This window comes from Lysinibacillus sp. fkY74-1 (genome assembly GCF_053165895.1).
This window is the reverse complement of sequence record NZ_CP170173.1, coordinates 3,191,522-3,210,781: the sequence shown is the minus strand read 5'-3', so window position 1 is coordinate 3,210,781 and position 19,260 is coordinate 3,191,522. Positions and strand designations below refer to the sequence as shown.

Here is a 19,260-nt window from a genome sequence, read left to right as displayed (position 1 = left end):
TAGAGGCCTTGCAATCAATATGATTAGCAATGGACCGTACAGGAGCAGGCATTAAAGTGAGAGCAATATGCTCTAATATGAGGTGGCAACGCGGTCATGATCGTCCTCTGCAATTAGGAATAATCCTTTTTGCAGGGGATTTTTTTATTTTCATTCAACAGTACATTTTTCTTCATTCGTCTAGACATTAGCAAAAGGAATCTTTGGAAAAGGAGATTAAAAGCTATGCAAACAACGAGTTCAAGAACAAAAATGAAAACCATCAACGGCGATTCTTTAACACCGATTTTAATTTTTAGACGTTTACAGGGTAAGCATAAATTTTTGCTTGAAAGTTCAGCCCAACATGAGGGAGCGGGAAGGTTTTCTTTTATTGGTGCTAATCCAAGAAAAACGTATAAGGGGATGGGGCAAGAAATTCAGGAGTATTCCTATCAAACTGGAAAAACCTCTGTCCATAAAGGAGAGCTCTTTGCCCTATTGAAAGGACTCATGCCCCGTATTTCCAATACAACTGATTTTCCGTTCTCTGGAGGGGCCATTGGTTATATAGGTCATGGAGCAACATCGATGCTACGAACAGATGGAAAGGATCTCCCAGAAGCTCATTTTCATGTCTATGAAACAATTATTATTTTTGATCATGTAACTGATGAGGTGACATTGATTCATACAAATATAGATGTGGAAAAACAAGAGCCTGATTTGGAGAAATTAGCACAACAGATATTAGAAGGGCATGTAAGTGAAGAAGCAACTTACATGTATCAATCACTTGATACTTCTACACAGGATCAATTTTCAATAGCTCTACAAAATATTCAACGTAATTTGAATGGGGAAATAACAAGAGTTATATTACCGAAGCGCCATGTTGCAAACTTTCAGGGAGATGCTTTTTCGTTATATAGACAGCTTCGTAAAAAAAAGTCAGCTGCCTATATGTATTATGTAGAGTTTGAAGATTATATGGTTTTAGGAACTTCTCCTGAAAGTCTAATACGAGTGAAAGGAGACCGAGTGATTGCAACTCCAACAGAGGGCACATACCCACGGGGGAAAACGAAAAGCGATGACCTAATTAATGAGCGTAAACTATACAACCATCTAAAAATTAGAAAATCACATGCCGTCCTTGTGAGTGCAGTGCAGCAAGAGTTACAGTCTGTTTGTTTTCGGGATTCTGTTCAAGTAATCGATGCTATGCACATTGAGAGATCGAAGCAAGCTATACACATGACTTCAAGGATAGAGGGGCGACTTTTGCCGATGCTACATGCCCTTGATGTATTAGCAGCAATGCTACCACCATATTCAACTACAGGGATACCTAAAGAACAGGCAACCTATTATTTGGAAAAATGGCATCATACTGCGGGTATATTTGGTGGAGCTCTCGGTTTCATCGGTTTTAATGGGCATTTGGATTTTGCTTTAACAGGGCAATCCATTGTGGTGAAACAAACAATGATGCATATGCAATCCACTATTGCGGTGACAAAATATACGGACGTATTAAAAGTTTTACAACAGTTGGAAGAGGAAGAACGTGCATATTTACAGTTATTGGCGAATAATGGAGGGCAAAATAAATGAAACATTTACAGCGGAAAGTGTTACAAGGGCAGCATTTGATGTATGAAGAAATGCTAGAGGTGGCGCAATGGCTATTTCAGGATGACACACCTAAAGATGAAATCGCAAGCTTTTTAACAGCCCTATCTATAAAGGGGGAGACTGCTCATGAGGTAGCGGCCTTAGCAACAATTATGCGGTCATTTGCCAGTAATGTCCCAGTAAAAGAAGGACGTTATATGGATAATTGTGGAACTGGTGGAGATGGCCTTCATACATTTAATATCAGCACTGCCTCTGCATTCGTACTAGCTGGAGCTGGTGTTAAAATTGCCAAGCATGGAAATCGTAAAATTTCGTCCTCCTCTGGCAGTTCGGACGTTTTAGAGGCATTAGGCATTCATACAGAGATGACAATTCCACAAACTGTAGAGCTATTGGAAAAGGAAGGAGTTTCTTTTTTGTATGCACCGAATGTTCATCCCAAACTAAGGAGGATTGGGGAAGTGCGACGTTCACTTGGTAGACCAACCATCTTCAATCTAGTTGGTCCTTTAACAAATCCTGTAGCCCTTTCAACACAATTCACAGGCATTAATCGGCCCCAATTTGTCATGGAATATGCTTCTGTTCTACAAATGCTAGGACGTGAACGTGCCATTGTAGTATCAGGTCCTCAAGGGCTCGACGAGGCTTCCTTAGCAGGGCAAAATACATTGGTTTTACTAGATAAAGGGGATTTGATTCCATTCTCATTAACCGCAGAGGATGTCGGTCTTCGCTCGGCACCATTAGAGGCCATTCGAGGTGGCAATGCTGATGAAAATGCGGTGATTATGAAAAATTTACTGGCTGGGGAGCAAAGTGCCTACTTAGATACGGTATTGATAAATGCCGGCATCGGATTATTCGCTCATGGTCATGCAGAAACGATTAAAGAAGGAGTGGCTATGGCGAAAGACAGTATTGGTAGTGGGCGAGCACTACAAAAATTGGAAACGGTTGTAGCTTATAGTGAGCAATTAAAAGGAGTGGAGGTCGGACAATGAATATTCTTCAAAAAATACTTCAGCAAAAGAGGATAGAGGTAGGAGCATTATTAGAGCAGCCCGATCCTTTAGCAAATTTTTCAGAAAAGCAACGCCCTTCGTTATTTCAATCATTACGGCAAGCAAACACATTGCAGGTGATTGCTGAAATGAAACGTGCTTCGCCTTCCAAAGGGTTAATTGCTGGCGGGGCAGACCCAGTTGCACAAGCACAAGTTTATGCCCAGGCAGGAGCAGCAGCTATTTCTGTATTAACGGACAAGGAATTTTTTAAAGGCTCCTTTGAAGATTTAGCCGCAGTTGCTCGTGCTGTGGATACGCCACTTCTTTGTAAAGATTTTATGGTGGATCGAGTGCAAATTCGATTTGCTAAGGCAGCAGGTGCATCTATTATTTTATTGATCGTGGCAGCATTAACGGATGAAGCTTTAGATGATTTATATAGCTATGCAACGAGCTTAGGCTTAGAGGTTTTAGTGGAAGTGCATGATAGAGAGGAGCTAGAACGTGCACTTGCAGTAGATGCGAAATTGATCGGCGTTAATAATCGAGATTTACGTACTTTTAAGGTCAATTTGCAGCGCACAAAGGAGATTGCAAAAGTTTTTCCGTTTGATGAGGGACACATTTTAATTAGCGAAAGTGGCATTTGGTCCCAGGACGATGCGAAACAAGTGGCGGCTATGGGCGCTAGTGGCGTTCTTGTTGGAGAAGCATTAATGCGGAGCGGAGATGCAGGGCTAGCACTCAGGCGTTTACAAGTTCAAACCGAGGAGACTTCAGTATGACAAAAGTTAAAATTTGTGGTTTACAAGAATTAGAACATATCCAAACAGCAATTCAAGCTGGTGCAGATGCTGTGGGCTTTGTTTTTGCACCAAGTAAACGTCGTGTATCCATTGAACAGGCACGGCTATTAGCAAAGCAAGTGCCACAAGGTGTTTTGAAAATTGGTGTCTTTGTCAATCCAACTGCTGCTGAATTACAGGAAGCGGTTGAGCGAGTGCCTTTAGATTACGTGCAATACCACGGAGAGGAAACAGCAACATTTATTTTAGAACAAGGTTATCCAGCTATTAAAGCATTGTCTATCAGGACAAAAGAGGATGTGCAAGCTGCTGCTAATTTTCAGGTGGACTATTATTTATTCGATGCTCCTGGAACTACTTTTAAGGGTGGAAGTGGTCAAACTTTTGACTGGACTCTACTCGATGAGGTGGGCATTCCACGAGAAAGATTAATACTAGCTGGTGGACTGAAGGCGGATAATGTTGAAGAAGCCATCACAGCTGTAGACCCATACATGGTGGATGTATCAAGTGGTGTAGAAACAGATGGCATTAAGGATCATAAAAAAATAAGGACATTTTTACAAGTAGTAAAGAGGGGGGATAAATAATGACCATTTCGATAGCTAATAGTGTACCAACAAAGGCAGGGCGGTTCGGTCAATTTGGAGGGCGGTTCGTACCTGAAACATTAATGACTGCCTTGCTAGAATTAGAGAATGCCTACGAGGAAGCTTTAGAAGATTCCTCGTTTACAGAAGAGCTATCCTACTATTTGCAGGACTATGTGGGACGTGAAACCCCGCTTTATTTCGCAGAAAATCTTACAAAGAAGCTTGGTGGAGCTAAAATCTATCTAAAGCGTGAAGACTTAAATCATACAGGTGCTCATAAAATTAATAACGCGATTGGCCAGGCACTTCTTGCCAAACGAATGGGAAAAAAGAAGATTGTTGCAGAGACAGGAGCTGGGCAACATGGTGTAGCAACGGCTACCGCATGTGCCTTATTAAATCTTGAATGTGTTGTTTTTATGGGTGCAGAAGATATTAAACGGCAGCAGTTAAATGTTTTCCGTATGGAACTACTTGGCACGAAGGTTCAGTCGGTAGAAAGTGGGTCAAAAACTTTAAAGGACGCTGTAAATGCTGCTTTGCGCTATTGGGTGACAAATGTGGAGGATACGCATTATATTTTAGGCTCTGCCTTAGGCCCACATCCATTTCCAAAAATTGTTCGTGATTTTCAGCGGATTATCGGGGTTGAGACAAGAACGCAAATTTTGCAAAAGGAAGGTCGTTTACCAGATGCAGTTGTCGCTTGTATTGGTGGTGGCAGTAATGCAATTGGTATGTTTCATCCATTCGTTGACGACGAATCGGTTGCCTTATATGGTGTAGAGGCAGCAGGGAGTGGTCTTGAAACTGGGCGGCATGCAGCGGCTATTGCAGGTGGACAATTAGGGGTATTACATGGCGCTTACATGTATTTACTACAAGATGCAAATGGCTTTGTTCAAGAAGCGCACTCTATTTCAGCGGGGTTAGACTATCCGGGAAAAGGGCCAGAACATTGTTATTTACACGATATTGGTCGAGCTCAATTTAACGCCATTACAGATGCTGAAGCGTTAGAAGGATTACAATTATTAAGTAGAACAGAGGGCATACTTCCCGCGCTTGAAAGCTCCCATGCAATTGCTTATACTGCAAAGCTTGCCAAAACAATGCAGAGTGACAGCATTATTGTGGTGTGCTTATCTGGCCGAGGGGATAAAGATGTACACACAGTTCGTGCAGCACTAGGAGGGGATATGAAATGACGACTTTACAACAGGCGATTGCCCAGACAAAGATTGAAGGACATAAGGCTTTTATCCCGTATATTATGGCAGGCGATGGAGGGCTAGAAACTATCAAGCCAACGATTTTAAAACTACAGCAGCTTGGCGTAACAGCTGTTGAAGTAGGTATTCCCTTTACAGACCCTGTTGCAGATGGTCCAACAATTGAGCGGGCTGGAGAACGTGCATTGGCAGCAGGTGTAACGTTGAGGAAAGTATTACAAACTCTTGCTTCATTTAGAGAGGAAATAACAGTCCCTTTAGTTATAATGACGTATTTTAATCCAGTAATAGCATATGGCTTGGAGGCCTTTGCTCAAGCTTGTATTGCTGGAGGAGTCAAAGGAATTATCGTGCCAGATGTGCCATTAGAGGAAAGCGGAATTTTACGAGAGGCCTTAAATCCCTATAGCATTGATGTGGTCCAGCTTGTATCATTAACAAGTCCTCCTGAGCGTATTGCTCGAATTGCTGCTGCAAGCCAAGGATTTGTTTATGCAGTGACTGTAAATGGAATTACAGGGGAACGCTTTAATTTTGCTACTAATTTAGAACAACATTTTGCCCACTTACGTCAGGCAAGTCCAATCCCAGTACTAGCGGGATTTGGCATTTCAACACCCGAGCAAGTGAAAAGTATGGGAATGTTGGGGGATGGGGTCATCGTTGGGAGTGCCATTGTGACGGCCTTACATGAAGGCAAGATGGCAACAGTAGAAGCATTAATAGCTGCTTCAACAAACGTTTATGAAAAGTCTACTCTTTACTAGAGTGGGCTTTTTTTGCTGTGTGACGGATAGCGAGAGGAGAGTGGCGAATAGCAGTGAGAAAGTGAAAGATAGCGAGCAAAACCAGTCGGATAGCCTTCTTAAACCGATGGATAAAACTATCAATCTAACGGATAGTGCGTATCGTCTAGAATTTCGGTATAATAACTTTCGTAAGGAAGTGAGAAGATGATTCTATCGAAAAAAAGATGGCAAGTGGAACGCCCAGACGTAGAACTTGTACAAGCATTACAAAATGACTTACAACTTTCTGCGATTGCAGCAAAAATTTTAGCAGCGCGAGGCTGTGAAACAACTGCTGATGCAGAAAGCTTATTAAATATGACAGAAGCGAATGTTCATGACCCATTTCTTATGCACGGTATGGCAGAAGCAGTGGCACGAATTGAGCAGGCTCTAGATAATGGAGAGAAAATTTTAGTCTATGGCGACTATGATGCGGATGGTGTGACAAGTACGACTGTTATGTTAAATGTCCTACTGGATCTTGGTGCTAATGTATCGTTTAAAATACCGAACCGCTTTATTCATGGCTATGGGCCACACGAGGCTCTTTTTCGGGAAGCCTATGAAGAGGGTGTGCAGTTAATTATCACAGTGGATAATGGGATTTCAGGGATTGAACCTATTCGTGTAGCAAAGGAACTTGGTCTGGATGTTATTGTGACTGATCACCATGAACCAGGGGAGGAACTGCCACCGGCTGATATTATTTTACACCCACGTTTACCTGAAGGACATTATCCTTTTGGAGAGCTTGCCGGTGTAGGTGTAGCTTTTAAGCTTGCACATGCTCTATACGGAGAACTACCAACTCATTTAATAGAATATGTTGCAATTGGAACGGTGGCTGATTTAGTACCATTAGTGGATGAAAATCGTTATCTCGTTAAACGAGGCATAGAAGAAATGCGTCGTTCTCTTAGTCCGTGGGTACAAGCCATGTGTGATATTGCGAGCACAGAACAAGCAAAAATTAGTGAAGAAACGATAGGCTTTTATTTTGGTCCTCGCTTAAATGCAGTGGGTCGACTTGGTGAAGCATCGCCTGGAGTCGAATTATTAATGGCTGAGGATAGTGTAAAGGCAACAGCATTGGCCAAACAGCTAAATGCCTCCAATACCGAGCGTAAGGATATTGTTAAAAATATTACCGAGGAAGCCATTGCTCTAATTGAATCAGAGAAGAAAATTAGCGATTCTTTAGTCCTTGTTGTAGCAGGAGAAGGCTGGAATGCAGGGGTTGTAGGAATTGTTGCTTCACGTCTTGTTGAACAATACTATCGTCCAACGATTGTCCTTTCACTTGACCCTGATAAAGGTACAGCAAAAGGCTCTGCACGAAGCATTGATGGCTTCCATTTATATAATGAATTGGCCAAAAATCGTGATATTTTACCTCACTTTGGAGGGCATCCGATGGCAGCAGGTATGACTTTATCAATCGAGCATGTGGATGAACTACGGTCACGCTTGGATACACAGGCAAGAGCATGTTTAACAGAAGAGCATTTAACTCCTGTGGTTCACATTGATATTCCTCTAAGCCTAGATGAAATTTCTGCAGATGCTATTGAGGAAATAGCATCACTTGGCCCGTTTGGCACCGATTTTCCGAAGCCCGTTTATGTGCTTGAGGATGTTGAAATATCCTCCATGCGAAAAATTGGAGCGGCTGAGAACCATATAAAAATGGAATTAACGAATGGCTGTGACAAATTAGATAGTGTCGGTTTCCATAAGGGCCACTTACACGATGAATTAACCTATGGCATAAAAGTGTCCTTTATTGGTGATTTGCAAATAAACGAGTGGCAGGGTCGTAAAAAAGCTCAATTTATGATTGAAGATGTTCAAACCACTGAATGGCAGCTTTTTGATATTCGTGGTATTCGTCAAACGGCTCGCTGGCTCAATACAGTGCCAAAGGAAGAGGCGACATTTATTGCCTTTCGTCCAGCAACAATGACCTATTATCAATCGTTAATTGATGTTCCTATAATAGTAGCTGATCCTACTCTTTCAAACATCGGACAAAGTGAATATATTGTCCTGTTAGATTTGCCTGAAACTATTCAAAGGCTAGAAGAGGTTTTACAGAAGACGGCCCCTTCACGCATCTATGCACACTTTTATATGCCAGATTCACAATACTTTAATGTTTTACCTACCCGTGAGCAATTTGCATGGTATTATAAATTCCTGAAAAATCGACCAGCATTTCCACTTGATATGCATATAGCAGACATAGCTAAGCATACTGGCTGGCCATTAGAAACATTAAAATTTATGACACAGGTGTTTTTTGAGCTTGATTTTGTTAAAATGGAGAGTGGACTGACGACTGTCAACGAGGATGCTCCAAAACAAGCATTGACCGAGGCACCGTCGTACAAACAACGTTCAGAACAGATTGAAATGGAGCAAATGCTCGTCTATGCTCCTTATATAGAATTAAAACAATGGTTTGATGAACGAATACATGACTAGACGAATACGTTTCGTAGGAGGAGCAATAAAATGGATTTAAAGCAATACGTTACAACGGTTGAAAACTGGCCGAAAGAGGGTATTACATTCAGAGATATTACTACAATTATGGATCATGGACCAGCATACAAATATGCAACAGATCAAATTGTAGAATATGCAAAAGAATTAGGCGCAGAAATTGTAGTGGGTCCTGAAGCACGTGGTTTTATTATTGGATGCCCAGTTGCCTATGCCCTTGAAATCGGCTTTGCCCCTGTGCGTAAACCGGGTAAGTTACCACGCAAAGTTATTAGTGCAGGCTATGGTCTTGAATATGGAAAAGATACATTAACGATGCATAATGATGCGATTAAGCCTGGTCAAAAAGTATTAATCTGTGATGATTTACTAGCAACTGGCGGTACAGTAGAAGCCACTGTTCGTCTAGTGGAACAATTAGGTGGTCAGGTAGTAGGTTGTGCCTTCTTAATTGAACTTTTAGAATTAAATGGTCGCGAAAAGCTTGGCGACTTAAATATTAAAACCCTTATTCAATATTAAAAATGTTAAAAAAGCGCCACAACAACGGGCGCTTTTTTTATTGTTTCTCATAGGACTGAATGATCTTCTGCATTGTTCGCAAAGTATCGAAGAAATCAGCATATTTTTCTACGCCAATATCATCAATGATTTTATCTTGAATCGTTTGCCAAATGGGTGCAGCCTCATGCAGCTTTTCTAACCCTTTTTCAGTGAGCATAATATTTTTAGTGCGTGCGTCCTGTGGATCGCGCTTTAACTCGACGTAGCCATATTGCTTTAATAGATTGATATTCCGTGTCACGGTCGTTTGGTCGAGCAATAAAATTTCACCTAAACGACTAATGGAAACGGCTTGTTGAAGGTCGATGTGTGCCAGCATAGAATATTGAGTCACTTTTAAACCGGTAGGCTGCAGTAATTTATCATATAACTGTGTCACGACCCTTGTTTTTTTTCGAAGGTTTGCACAAACACATATTTGTGTGTAATCGATAGTATTCTGTTGATTTTTCATGGTCAGTACTCCTTTGAGGGAATTCTACTAATTTTAAGTATACACCTAAGAGCTAAAAAATACGTATTGACAGCTATCTAATGGAATGGTTACTATCATCATACATGTATATACATATAAATGAACGAATATACTCTAAAACATGTATATACATGCTTTTTAGAGTGACTTTAACAAGAAGAGTAGGTGGAATGATGAAGCGGATTCATTACAGTTGGTTTATTTTAGTAGTCACGTTTTTCTCGATTATCGTTGCTGGGATTACGATGTCATCATCTGGCGTGTTTATTGATTCTTTAGAAAAGGAATTTCAATGGGATCGATCGACGATTGCTCTAGCATTTGCCGTTAGTTTATTTTTATATGGTATCTCTGGCCCATTCATGGCAGCTTTACTTGACGTTATTGGTTTAAAAAAGATGATGATAAGTGCCATGTCTACATTAGTGTTAGGCATGATTTTAACATTTTTCATGAATCAATCATGGCAATTAATCATAATTTGGGGTGGCATTATTGGTCTGGGCGCAAGTCTCTTTTTAACGGTGCTTAGCCCTTATGTTGCTAATCATTGGTTTGTTAAAAGAAGAGGGTTAGCAGTAGGAATTTTGACCGCCAGTACTGCCACAGGCCAACTTATTTTATTGCCTGTACTTGCGATTATCATTGATCACTATTCCTGGAGGTGGGCAATCGGCTTCATTCTTCTTCTGAGTATAGTGATGCTAATCATGATTGCTATTTTTATAAAAAATAAACCTCAGGATTTAGGATTAACACCCTATGGACAAGAGGAGATATTTGATAAACAGCATGTGCAACTAAAGAAAAATCCAATTAGTATTGCCTTCAATGGCTTATTAGAAGCGGTTAAGGTCAAAACCTTTTGGCTGCTAGCAGGGAGTTTTTTCATTTGTGGTCTTTCAACAAGTGGATTAATTGGTACTCATTTTGTCTCTTATTGTATTAGCTTTGGTATTCCATTAGTAACCGCTGCGTCCCTCCTTTCTTTTATGGGAGTGTTTAATTTACTAGGTACCACTGCATCTGGCTGGCTATCAGATCGTTTCGATAATCGTTGGTTATTATTTTGGTATTACTTGTTAAGGGGAGCTTCTTTACTGTTACTTCCATATGCTTTGGCACAGGGCTCCTTTGTTTTATTGACTATTTTTACTATATTTTATGGCCTGGATTGGATTGCTACAGTGCCGCCAACCATTAGTATTACACGACAAATTTTTGGTGTGCAGAAGAGTAGTATTATTTATGGATGGATATTCGCCTCTCATCAAGCTGGAGCAGCAGTCGCTGCTTATGGTGGCGGTTTGATTTATAAATTTTTCAATTCTTATACATGGGCTTTTTTTCTTGCAGGGATGTTTTGTACATTAGCTGGCTTATTCGTTATCATGGTTAAAAAGCAAACGTCTCAGCAAGCACAAACGAACTAATCATGAAAAGTTGAACCTCCTTACGATGGGTTCAACTTTTTTTTGACAAAAACCAAACAAAAGTTTATAATATAAACAAATATAATAAAAGGTGATGCTATGAATGAAAGAGAACAGGCGGTGCTTGCTTTAATTCGCCAAAATCCGTTTATGTCTCAGCAAGAGATGGCGGATGCCATGAATTTATCTCGTCCCGTGCTTGCTAATTTAGTGTCTAGTTTAACGAAGGAAGGAAAAATAGTAGGTCGAGCTTATATTTTACCCGAGGCAAATGAAATTATTTGTATCGGTGGAGCTAACTTAGACCGAAAATTCCACGTGAAGGGCAATGTTCAATTTGGAACATCTAACCCTGCTAGTTCTTCCTTTAGTGTAGGTGGTGTCGGTCGAAACATTGCTGAAAACTTAGGCCGATTAAATCATCAAGTGACGTTGCTCACAACAGCTGGTAAGGATGCGGATTGGCAAGTGATCCAAGATGCTTCAGAATCCTTTATGAATCTACGTTATGTGGAGCAGATACCAGAAGCTTCAACGGGTTCCTATACGGCCATTATGGATGAGCAAGGCGAGCTAGCACTAGCTGTAGCCAATATGGAAGTATATGACTTATTATTGCCTAACTTGTTAAAAAAGCATGAAACGATGCTTGTGAACGCTGGCTGCTTTATTTTGGACTTAAATTGTCCGAAAGAAACAGTGGCTTATATCCAGCAAGTAGCTATTGCTCGCGAAATACCACTGGTCATTGTGCCAGTATCCTCGCCTAAAATGAATCGACTACCTGAAACATTACAAGGCGTAACATGGTTTATCTGTAACACGGATGAAGCAGAAACAATTGTAGGACATACAATTGAAAACGTGAGTCATTATGAAAAAGCATTACAACAGCTTCTACAATTAGGTGCTGAGCATGTAATTATCACGGCTGGCAGTAAGGGCGTATATGCTGCTTCGACAACAATTGCGCCTAGTCATTTTGCTGCCAAAGTAATTGAAAAGATTGAAGATGTGACAGGCGCGGGTGATGCCTTTGTCAGTGCAGTTATTCATGGCTGGCTGACTGGACAAGATTTTGCGACATGTCTTGATGCAGGGTTAACTAATGCAAAAAATACCTTAGCATCTCCGTATACAGTGAGACCTGAATTATCTGTAGATTTGTTAAAAAGTGAAATGGAGGAATTATAATATGAAAGAATTCATCGTATTATCAGAAGAAGTAAAAGCAGGACAAGCAAAGGGTTTACCAATCGTAGCTTTAGAATCAACAATTATTTCACACGGTATGCCATACCCACAAAACGTACAAACTGCCCGTGAAGTTGAGCAAATTATTCGTGATAATGGTGCCGTACCTGCAACAATTGCGTTAATTGATGGGAAAATTAAAATTGGTTTATCAGATGAAGAGCTTGAAATGTTTGGGAACGCACAAGGTGTTGCTAAAGCTTCACGTCGTGACCTTGGCTACCTACTTGCGACAAAAAAACTTGGAGCGACAACAGTTGCAGCTACAATGATCTGTGCAGAGCTAGCAGGCATTGAGATCTTTGTCACAGGTGGTATTGGCGGTGTTCACCGTGGGGCTGAAACGACAATGGATGTCTCTGCTGACTTAGAAGAATTAGCTCAAACAAATGTTGCTGTCATTTGTGCTGGTGCAAAATCTATTTTAGATATCGGCCTTACATTAGAATACCTCGAAACAAAAGGTGTACCTGTAGTTGGCTATGGTACAGATGAATTACCAGCATTCTACACACGTCAAAGTGGTTTTGATGTAAACTTCCAGCTTGATACACCAGAAGAAATTGCCGAAATGCTAAGTGCAAAATGGCAATTAGGTTTAAAAGGAGGAGCAGTTATTGCTAACCCAATCCCTGAAGCAGAAGCTTTAGAGCATGGATTTATTACGAATATAATTGAAAAAGCTTTAGTTGAAGCTGAAGAGAATGGTATTCAAGGTAAAAACGTGACACCATTCCTACTAGGTAAAGTAAAAGAATTAACAGAAGGTAAAAGCCTTGATGCGAATATTGCATTAGTGAAAAACAATGCAGTAGTGGGCGCAAAAATTGCTGTAGCTTTCAATCAATTACACTAATTCCCTTGTCGAAACAAAGACTCTTTGTGACATCATGTCGCAAAGGGTCTTTTTCATTAAAAAGGAGAATATATTTTCCATTTTTAATACTGTTCACGAGATTAACTAAACTAAATGACACAGTCTCTTTACAATGGGCTACAAAATTTTATACAATTAAGTTTATATCTAATCTGAAAAATTTGACGAGCAAGGTGGACATGTTATGGCGAAAGAGCAAATTTTGACTCCTGAGGACGTTTTTGAGTTAGTCAAATCCTACATGAATGATGAAAATGTCGCATTCGTGAAAAAAGCATATGAATTAGCAAGGGATGCCCATATTGAGCAATTCCGTAGCTCTGGTGAACCGTATATTATTCACCCAGTACAAGTAGCGGGTATTCTAGCTGAATTACAAATGGACCCAGAAACTGTAGCGGCAGGTTTTTTACATGATGTTGTCGAAGATACAGATTTTACGCGGGATGATTTGGTACGGGAATTTGGCGAAGAAGTAGCGGTACTTGTGGACGGAGTTACAAAATTAGGGAAAATTAAATATTTATCAAAAGAAGCGCAGCAAGCAGAAAATCATCGAAAAATGTTTGTAGCCATGGCGCAGGACATCCGTGTCATTTTAATAAAGCTAGCAGACCGTCTTCACAATATGCGTACGCTAAAGCATTTGCCTGCCGAAAAGCAAAGACGTATTTCGAAAGAAACATTAGAAATTTTTGCACCGCTTGCACATCGTCTTGGAATATCGACTGTTAAGTGGGAGCTTGAAGATACAGCTCTTCGCTATTTAAACCCACAGCAATATTATCGTATTGTCAGTTTGATGAAGAAAAAGCGAGATGAGCGTGAAGCATATTTGGACAATGTCATGGCTGAGATGAAATCACAGCTGAATGAAGTTGAAATTGATGCAGATGTATATGGACGTCCAAAGCATATTTACAGTATTTATCGAAAAATGGTGCTACAAAAAAAACAATTTAATGAAATTTATGATTTATTAGCCATTCGTGTATTGGTCGATAGTATTAAAGATTGCTATGCCGTATTAGGGATTGTGCATACGCTGTGGAAGCCAATGCCAGGTCGTTTTAAAGATTATATTGCTATGCCAAAACAAAACCTATATCAATCATTACACACAACCGTTATTGGTCCATATGGGGATCCGTTAGAGGTACAGATTCGTACGAAGGAAATGCATAAGATTGCTGAGTACGGGATTGCGGCACACTGGGCGTATAAAGAGGGGAAAAAGGCTGACCATCAAAAACAAAATGTTGATCAAAAATTAACATGGTTCCGTGAAATATTAGAATTTCAAAATGAGTCTTCCAACGCTGAAGAGTTCATGGAATCCTTAAAATTTGATCTGTTTTCTGATATGGTTTATGTCTTTACACCTGAAGGTGACGTCATTGAATTACCTGCTGGTTCAGTGCCAATCGATTTCGCCTATCGTGTCCATTCTGAGGTTGGGAATCGTACAATAGGAGCAAAAATTAATGGCAAAATGGTACCGCTTGATACACCGCTGAAAACGGGAGACATCATTGAAATACTTACATCTAAACAATCCTTTGGGCCAAGCAGAGATTGGCTGAAGATAGCACAATCCTCACAGGCAAAAAATAAAATTAAGCAATTTTTTAAACGACACTTGCGTGAGGAGAACATTGTCAAAGGTAAAGAGATGATTGAAAAAGAAATCCGTTCGCAGGATTTCGATTTAAAGGAAACAATGTCTGCAGAAAATCTCAAACGAGTATGTGATAAGTTTAATTATACAAATGAAGAGGACTTATATGCTGCTGTTGGTGTAAGCGGCATAACGGCACAACAGGTTGTTAATCGTTTAGCTGAAAAACGCCGAAAAGAGCGTGAACAGGAAGAAGCCTTAGAAAAAATCGAACAAAAAATGAAAAATCCGATTCCCCAAAAACGTACGGAATCAGGTGTCATTGTTAAGGGTATTGATAATATGCTCATTCGACTTTCACGCTGCTGTACGCCTGTTCCAGGAGATGATATTGTTGGCTTTATTACAAAAGGTCGTGGCGTATCAGTGCATCGTGCCGACTGTCCTAATATTCAAATTGAGGATGAGCAGGAGCGTTTAATAGAGGTCGAGTGGGAGCATGGTGTTATCCCTGAGAAAAAGGAATACCCAGTAGATATTGAGGTTTCTGCTTTTGATCGACCTGGTATTCTAAATGAGATTATGCAAATTGTTAGTGAAACTAAAACTAATATTTTAGCGGTAAGTGGCCGGGCTGATCGTGATAAAATGGCCACGATTCATTTAACAATCTCTATTTCAAATATTTCGCATTTGCATAAGGTAGTAGAGCGAATTAAACAAACACCTGATATTTATTCGGTACAACGAGTTATCAATTAAGCAACAGTTAGAATTGGGGTTATTGAAATGAAGGTAGTATTACAGCGTAGTAAAGCAGCTTCTGTTACAGTTGACGGAACTGTCACAGGAGCCATTGATAGTGGCTACGTTCTTCTAGTTGGTATTACACATGAAGATACTCAGGAAGATGTCGCTTACTTAGCAAAAAAAGTAGCCAATTTACGCCTTTGGGAAGATGCTGATGGAAAAATGAATCATTCTATTTTAGAGCAGGGTGGCGCTATTTTATCCGTCTCGCAATTTACGTTATATGGGGATGCAAAAAAGGGAAATCGTCCAAGTTTCACAAGTGCTGCAAGACCAGAAGTAGCAGAACCGCTGTGGGAAGCTTTTAACCAAGCATTACGTGAACACGGTTTACATGTGGAGACAGGCATTTTTGGTGCAATGATGGATGTTGCTCTCATTAATGATGGTCCAGTGACAATACTTCTAGAGTCAAAATAATGGTACATTTCCTATAATTCCTTCATATACTAAAGAGTATGGTTAGTTTTATAGGAGGGAGTGTCAAATACATGGCGCAGACAGGAAGTATATCCAATCCATATTTATACGAAACTCTTAAAATGATGATTGGTCAGGCTATTGTAGTGCAAACAGAAAAAAATATTCAAACAGGTATTTTATTATCCATATTACCTGACCATATTATTTTAGAGATTAGTCGTACACCTTTCTTCATACAGTTGGAGGAAATTGTATGGGTTACATTGGAAACAACAAAAAAATGAGTATGTGTGAACCTTCGTTGATGGAAGGTTCTTTTTTATTTATTTACGTTATAATGAATGAGTTTAATTATTAGAAAATTTGATTTATTAGAGAGGTTGAAAATTATGCAAACAATAGCAATTTTAGGTTCTTTGTTTTTTTGGAATAATATAAAGGAGCATTTTACAGCGTTTCCTCAAGTACAATTTATTCATTTTCCATACACGCACCCTGAACAGTGTGTGGACTTGATGGACACAGCGGCATCGCAATCGGATATGGTATTATTTGCTGGCTCTATTCCCTATTACTACTGCTATGAAAAAATAAAGGCGTATTCTATACAGGCGACATATCTCCCTTTTGATGAATTGTCATTAGCCCTTTCGTTATTATCTCTACACCATCATGAACGAATAGAACTGAGCGAATTGTCGATAGATTTGCCTAAAAAGGATAGCTTTTATCAAGTGATGAAGCAGGCAGGTATTGCATCTACAGGTGTGTATGTAAAAGATTATGCATGGGTCCATGAAAAACCGGAAAAAATAGCAGATTTGAGTATGGCTGATTATGTCCATTATCATAAGGAGTTATATGAAGATGGAAAAACTAGATTAGCTCTTACTAGCCTTCACGCTGTTTTTATAGAGCTACAGCAATTAGGAATACCTGCGAAGTATATGGTTGAAAGTAAACAAACGTTTACAGCAGCCATTACAAGAGCCCTAGACGCGTATCATCATCAATTATTGGCGTCCTCGCAAATTGCTGTTGTCTCTATTTATAGCCAAGAAAATTTATCTCACCTGCATCCTGTATTTCTAAGTACTTTAGAAACATTAAGCGATCGGTTACAGGCAAAGGTCATGCCAGCACAGCACGAGCCTTATTTAATTATTTCAACTAGAGGGGTAATTGAAAAACTTGAACCTTCGTATTTATGCTCCCTAAAGGAACAGCTTGAAGAGCAATTTGCCACTTTTTTCAGAGTGGGAGTGGGCTATGGTTATTCGCTGCATGAGGCAGAAGCGCATTCATCCCAGGCTTTGTTTTTTACAACCAAATATAGCGAGACCTCTACAGTAATGTGCTTGGTGGATGAACATAATCGATTACATGGACCATTATTTGAAAATAATAATAACGTAGCCTTAAGTACTAATAATAAAAATATTTTAGAGATTGCAGAAAAAGTGAAAATGAGTGCTAAAAATATTAATGTTATGAAGCAATTCATGTTGGTAACAAATAATCGCCCATTTTCCGCTGCTGAATTAGCAGACTATATGAATCTGTCACGTAGATCTGCTGAACGGATAATTAATCGTTTAATGGAACAGAACTATTTTACATTTGCAGGGGAGGAGCACCCTTATCATAAAGGGCGTCCAAGAAAGCTCTATAAGGCAACGACAAAATGGGAAATCTGAAATAATAGAAAATTAACACTTTACAATAAATTTGAACTAATGTATATTTATTTTCAATTAACGACATATAGCGACAAATAGGTGAGGGGGGATTTTTGACAGAGTTTGCTAATGTCAAAGTCTATCAATAGGTTGGTGATATTTTGGAAAATGAACAGCGTGTAAAAAAGAAGAGTTGGCTGAAAGTACCTCATACATATACGATTATTTTTGCTATTATTTTTCTAGCAGGTATTGCAAGCTATATTATTCCAGCAGGTGAGTTTGACCGAGTAGAAGATCCAGAAGGACGTATGCTTGTGGTGGATGGGAGCTATCATCATATTGACAGTAATCCAGTCTCTATTTTTGAAATGTTTACAGCTATACCGATGGGACTTGAAAAAGGTGCCCAAATTATCTTCTATATTTTCTTAGTTAGTGGTGTATTTGGTATTATTCGTTCGACAGGTGCTATCGAGGCTGGTGTTTATAAAGGTGTAAAAGCATTAGAGGGTAGAGAGAAGCTATTAATTCCATTATCTATGATTCTATTCTCTGTTGGTGGTTTTACAATGGGGATGGCAGAAGAAACGATTATTTTCGTACCGATTGGCGTAGCAATTGCTCGTGCTATGGGCTTTGATGCGGTAACAGGAACTGCCATGATTACACTAGGAGCAGCCAGTGGATTTTTTGGTGGAATGCTTAATCCCTTTACGGTTGGTGTTGCGCAGTCATTAGCAGATGTTCCTTTATTCTCGGGGATTGGTTTCCGTGCAGTTGTCTATATTTTTGTATTAAGTTTTGCTATTTTCTATGTATCTCGCTATGCTTTTAAGGTAAAAAAGAATCCTCAAGCAAGTGTGATTTATGAGATTGAACAACAGGCAAAGTCTAATGTGTCTAAAATCGACATTCCTTCATTAACAGGGAAACATAAGCTAGTATTTATTGTCATGGCATGTGGCATTGGATTTAATATTTATGGTGTGTTTAATTGGGATTGGTTTTTAACACAATTAACGGCTTCATTTTTAATTATGGGCTTAATTGCAGGACTAATTGGCGGTTTAAAGCCTGGCACTATTTTCGACTCCTTTATTGATGGGGCAAAGGCAGTAACGTTTGGTGCTCTTATTGTAGGCTTTGCACGTGCTATTACAGTCGTTTTAGAGCAAGGGAAAATCATTGATACGATTGTTTATGCAGCATCAGAGACAATCGGGCATTTACCGCATGCTATTAGTGCAATCGGTATGTTGTTTATTCAGGCCCTTTTGAATTTATTTATATCATCTGGTAGTGGACAGGCGGCAGCCACTATGCCAATCATGATTCCGATTACTGATTTATTAGGATTAGAACGACAAGTTGCAGTCTTAGCTTTCCAGTATGGAGATTCATTAACAAACTCAATTATTCCTACTTCATCTGCGTTAATGGCCTATTTAGCTGTAGCAGGTATTCCATATGAAAAGTGGATTAAATTCATTTGGAAGATGATACTTGGCTGGGCAATAATTGCATGTTTAGCATTAATAGCTGCAGTAGCATTAGGTATTTCTTAAAATAT

General features: G+C 39.6%; 17 protein-coding genes and 1 other annotated feature (1 of these 18 running past the window's edge). Of the genes, 16 read left to right on the top strand and 1 reads right to left on the bottom strand.

Annotated features, from left to right (window positions below; all coding sequences use genetic code 11):
• Window positions 1–111: a binding site (T-box leader), on the top strand; it begins 154 nt to the left of the window's first position.
• A 114-nt stretch (window positions 112–225) separates the two neighbouring features.
• From ACE1MS_RS15760 to ACE1MS_RS15725, 8 genes are all read left to right on the top strand, one after another.
• Entirely contained in the window at window positions 226–1,596 is a 1,371-nt protein-coding gene (locus ACE1MS_RS15760; protein ID WP_447402473.1) for a chorismate-binding protein, read from the top strand.
• Entirely contained in the window at window positions 1,593–2,624 is a 1,032-nt protein-coding gene (trpD, locus tag ACE1MS_RS15755) for an anthranilate phosphoribosyltransferase (RefSeq protein WP_447402472.1), read from the top strand. The genes ACE1MS_RS15760 and trpD overlap by 4 nt, the downstream gene beginning before the upstream one ends.
• Entirely contained in the window at window positions 2,621–3,412 is a 792-nt protein-coding gene (gene trpC / locus ACE1MS_RS15750) for an indole-3-glycerol phosphate synthase TrpC (protein ID WP_036217248.1), read from the top strand. Before trpD ends, trpC begins: the two co-directional genes overlap by 4 nt.
• Window positions 3,409–4,023, top strand: coding sequence for a phosphoribosylanthranilate isomerase (locus ACE1MS_RS15745; protein WP_031419281.1), 615 nt, complete (start codon window positions 3,409–3,411; stop codon window positions 4,021–4,023). The genes trpC and ACE1MS_RS15745 overlap by 4 nt, the downstream gene beginning before the upstream one ends.
• Window positions 4,023–5,234, top strand: a complete 1,212-nt coding sequence (trpB, locus tag ACE1MS_RS15740; RefSeq protein WP_031419280.1) for a tryptophan synthase subunit beta — start codon at window positions 4,023–4,025, stop codon at window positions 5,232–5,234. Before ACE1MS_RS15745 ends, trpB begins: the two co-directional genes overlap by 1 nt.
• Complete coding sequence (trpA, locus tag ACE1MS_RS15735; RefSeq protein WP_447402471.1) at window positions 5,231–6,025, top strand: tryptophan synthase subunit alpha; 795 nt, start codon at window positions 5,231–5,233, stop codon at window positions 6,023–6,025. The genes trpB and trpA overlap by 4 nt, the downstream gene beginning before the upstream one ends.
• 186 nt (window positions 6,026–6,211) lie before the next feature.
• Window positions 6,212–8,533: a single-stranded-DNA-specific exonuclease RecJ gene (gene recJ / locus ACE1MS_RS15730; protein WP_012295431.1), complete on the top strand. Its 2,322-nt coding sequence runs from the start codon at window positions 6,212–6,214 to the stop codon at window positions 8,531–8,533.
• Window positions 8,534–8,563: 30 nt separating this feature from the next.
• Window positions 8,564–9,076 carry an adenine phosphoribosyltransferase gene (locus ACE1MS_RS15725; RefSeq protein ID WP_447402470.1) on the top strand — a complete coding sequence of 171 codons (513 nt, stop codon included), beginning with the start codon at window positions 8,564–8,566 and terminating at the stop codon, window positions 9,074–9,076.
• A 37-nt stretch (window positions 9,077–9,113) separates the two neighbouring features.
• Here the strand turns inward: ACE1MS_RS15725 and ACE1MS_RS15720 are convergent, their stop codons facing one another.
• Complete coding sequence (locus ACE1MS_RS15720) at window positions 9,114–9,572, bottom strand: MarR family winged helix-turn-helix transcriptional regulator (RefSeq protein ID WP_036217245.1); 459 nt, start codon at window positions 9,570–9,572, stop codon at window positions 9,114–9,116.
• A gap of 194 nt (window positions 9,573–9,766) precedes the next feature.
• Between ACE1MS_RS15720 and ACE1MS_RS15715 the strand changes: the two genes are divergently transcribed.
• The 8 genes from ACE1MS_RS15715 to ACE1MS_RS15680 all read left to right on the top strand — a co-directional run bounded on the left by ACE1MS_RS15715 (window position 9,767) and on the right by ACE1MS_RS15680 (window position 19,255).
• Entirely contained in the window at window positions 9,767–11,026 is a 1,260-nt protein-coding gene (locus tag ACE1MS_RS15715) for an MFS transporter (RefSeq protein ID WP_031419276.1), read from the top strand.
• Between the two features lie 99 nt (window positions 11,027–11,125).
• On the top strand, window positions 11,126–12,220 hold the full coding sequence (locus ACE1MS_RS15710; protein ID WP_012295427.1) for a carbohydrate kinase: 1,095 nt from the start codon (window positions 11,126–11,128) through the stop codon (window positions 12,218–12,220).
• Window position 12,221: 1 nt separating this feature from the next.
• The gene (locus ACE1MS_RS15705) at window positions 12,222–13,136 is read left to right on the top strand and encodes a pseudouridine-5'-phosphate glycosidase (RefSeq protein WP_012295426.1); all 915 of its coding nucleotides are present in this window, start codon (window positions 12,222–12,224) and stop codon (window positions 13,134–13,136) included.
• A gap of 205 nt (window positions 13,137–13,341) precedes the next feature.
• Window positions 13,342–15,537, top strand: a complete 2,196-nt coding sequence (locus ACE1MS_RS15700) for a RelA/SpoT family protein (RefSeq protein WP_012295425.1) — start codon at window positions 13,342–13,344, stop codon at window positions 15,535–15,537.
• 27 nt (window positions 15,538–15,564) lie between these two features.
• Window positions 15,565–16,005, top strand: coding sequence for a D-aminoacyl-tRNA deacylase (gene dtd, locus ACE1MS_RS15695; RefSeq protein ID WP_012295424.1), 441 nt, complete (start codon window positions 15,565–15,567; stop codon window positions 16,003–16,005).
• A 71-nt stretch (window positions 16,006–16,076) separates the two neighbouring features.
• A complete protein-coding gene (locus ACE1MS_RS15690; RefSeq protein ID WP_036217241.1) occupies window positions 16,077–16,292 on the top strand; it encodes a DUF2642 domain-containing protein in 216 nt (71 codons plus the stop codon).
• Between the two features lie 105 nt (window positions 16,293–16,397).
• On the top strand, window positions 16,398–17,705 hold the full coding sequence (locus ACE1MS_RS15685) for a MarR family transcriptional regulator (RefSeq protein WP_447402469.1): 1,308 nt from the start codon (window positions 16,398–16,400) through the stop codon (window positions 17,703–17,705).
• A gap of 143 nt (window positions 17,706–17,848) precedes the next feature.
• Window positions 17,849–19,255, top strand: a complete 1,407-nt coding sequence (locus ACE1MS_RS15680; protein ID WP_012295421.1) for a YfcC family protein — start codon at window positions 17,849–17,851, stop codon at window positions 19,253–19,255.
• The last annotated feature ends 5 nt before the right edge of the window (window positions 19,256–19,260 follow it).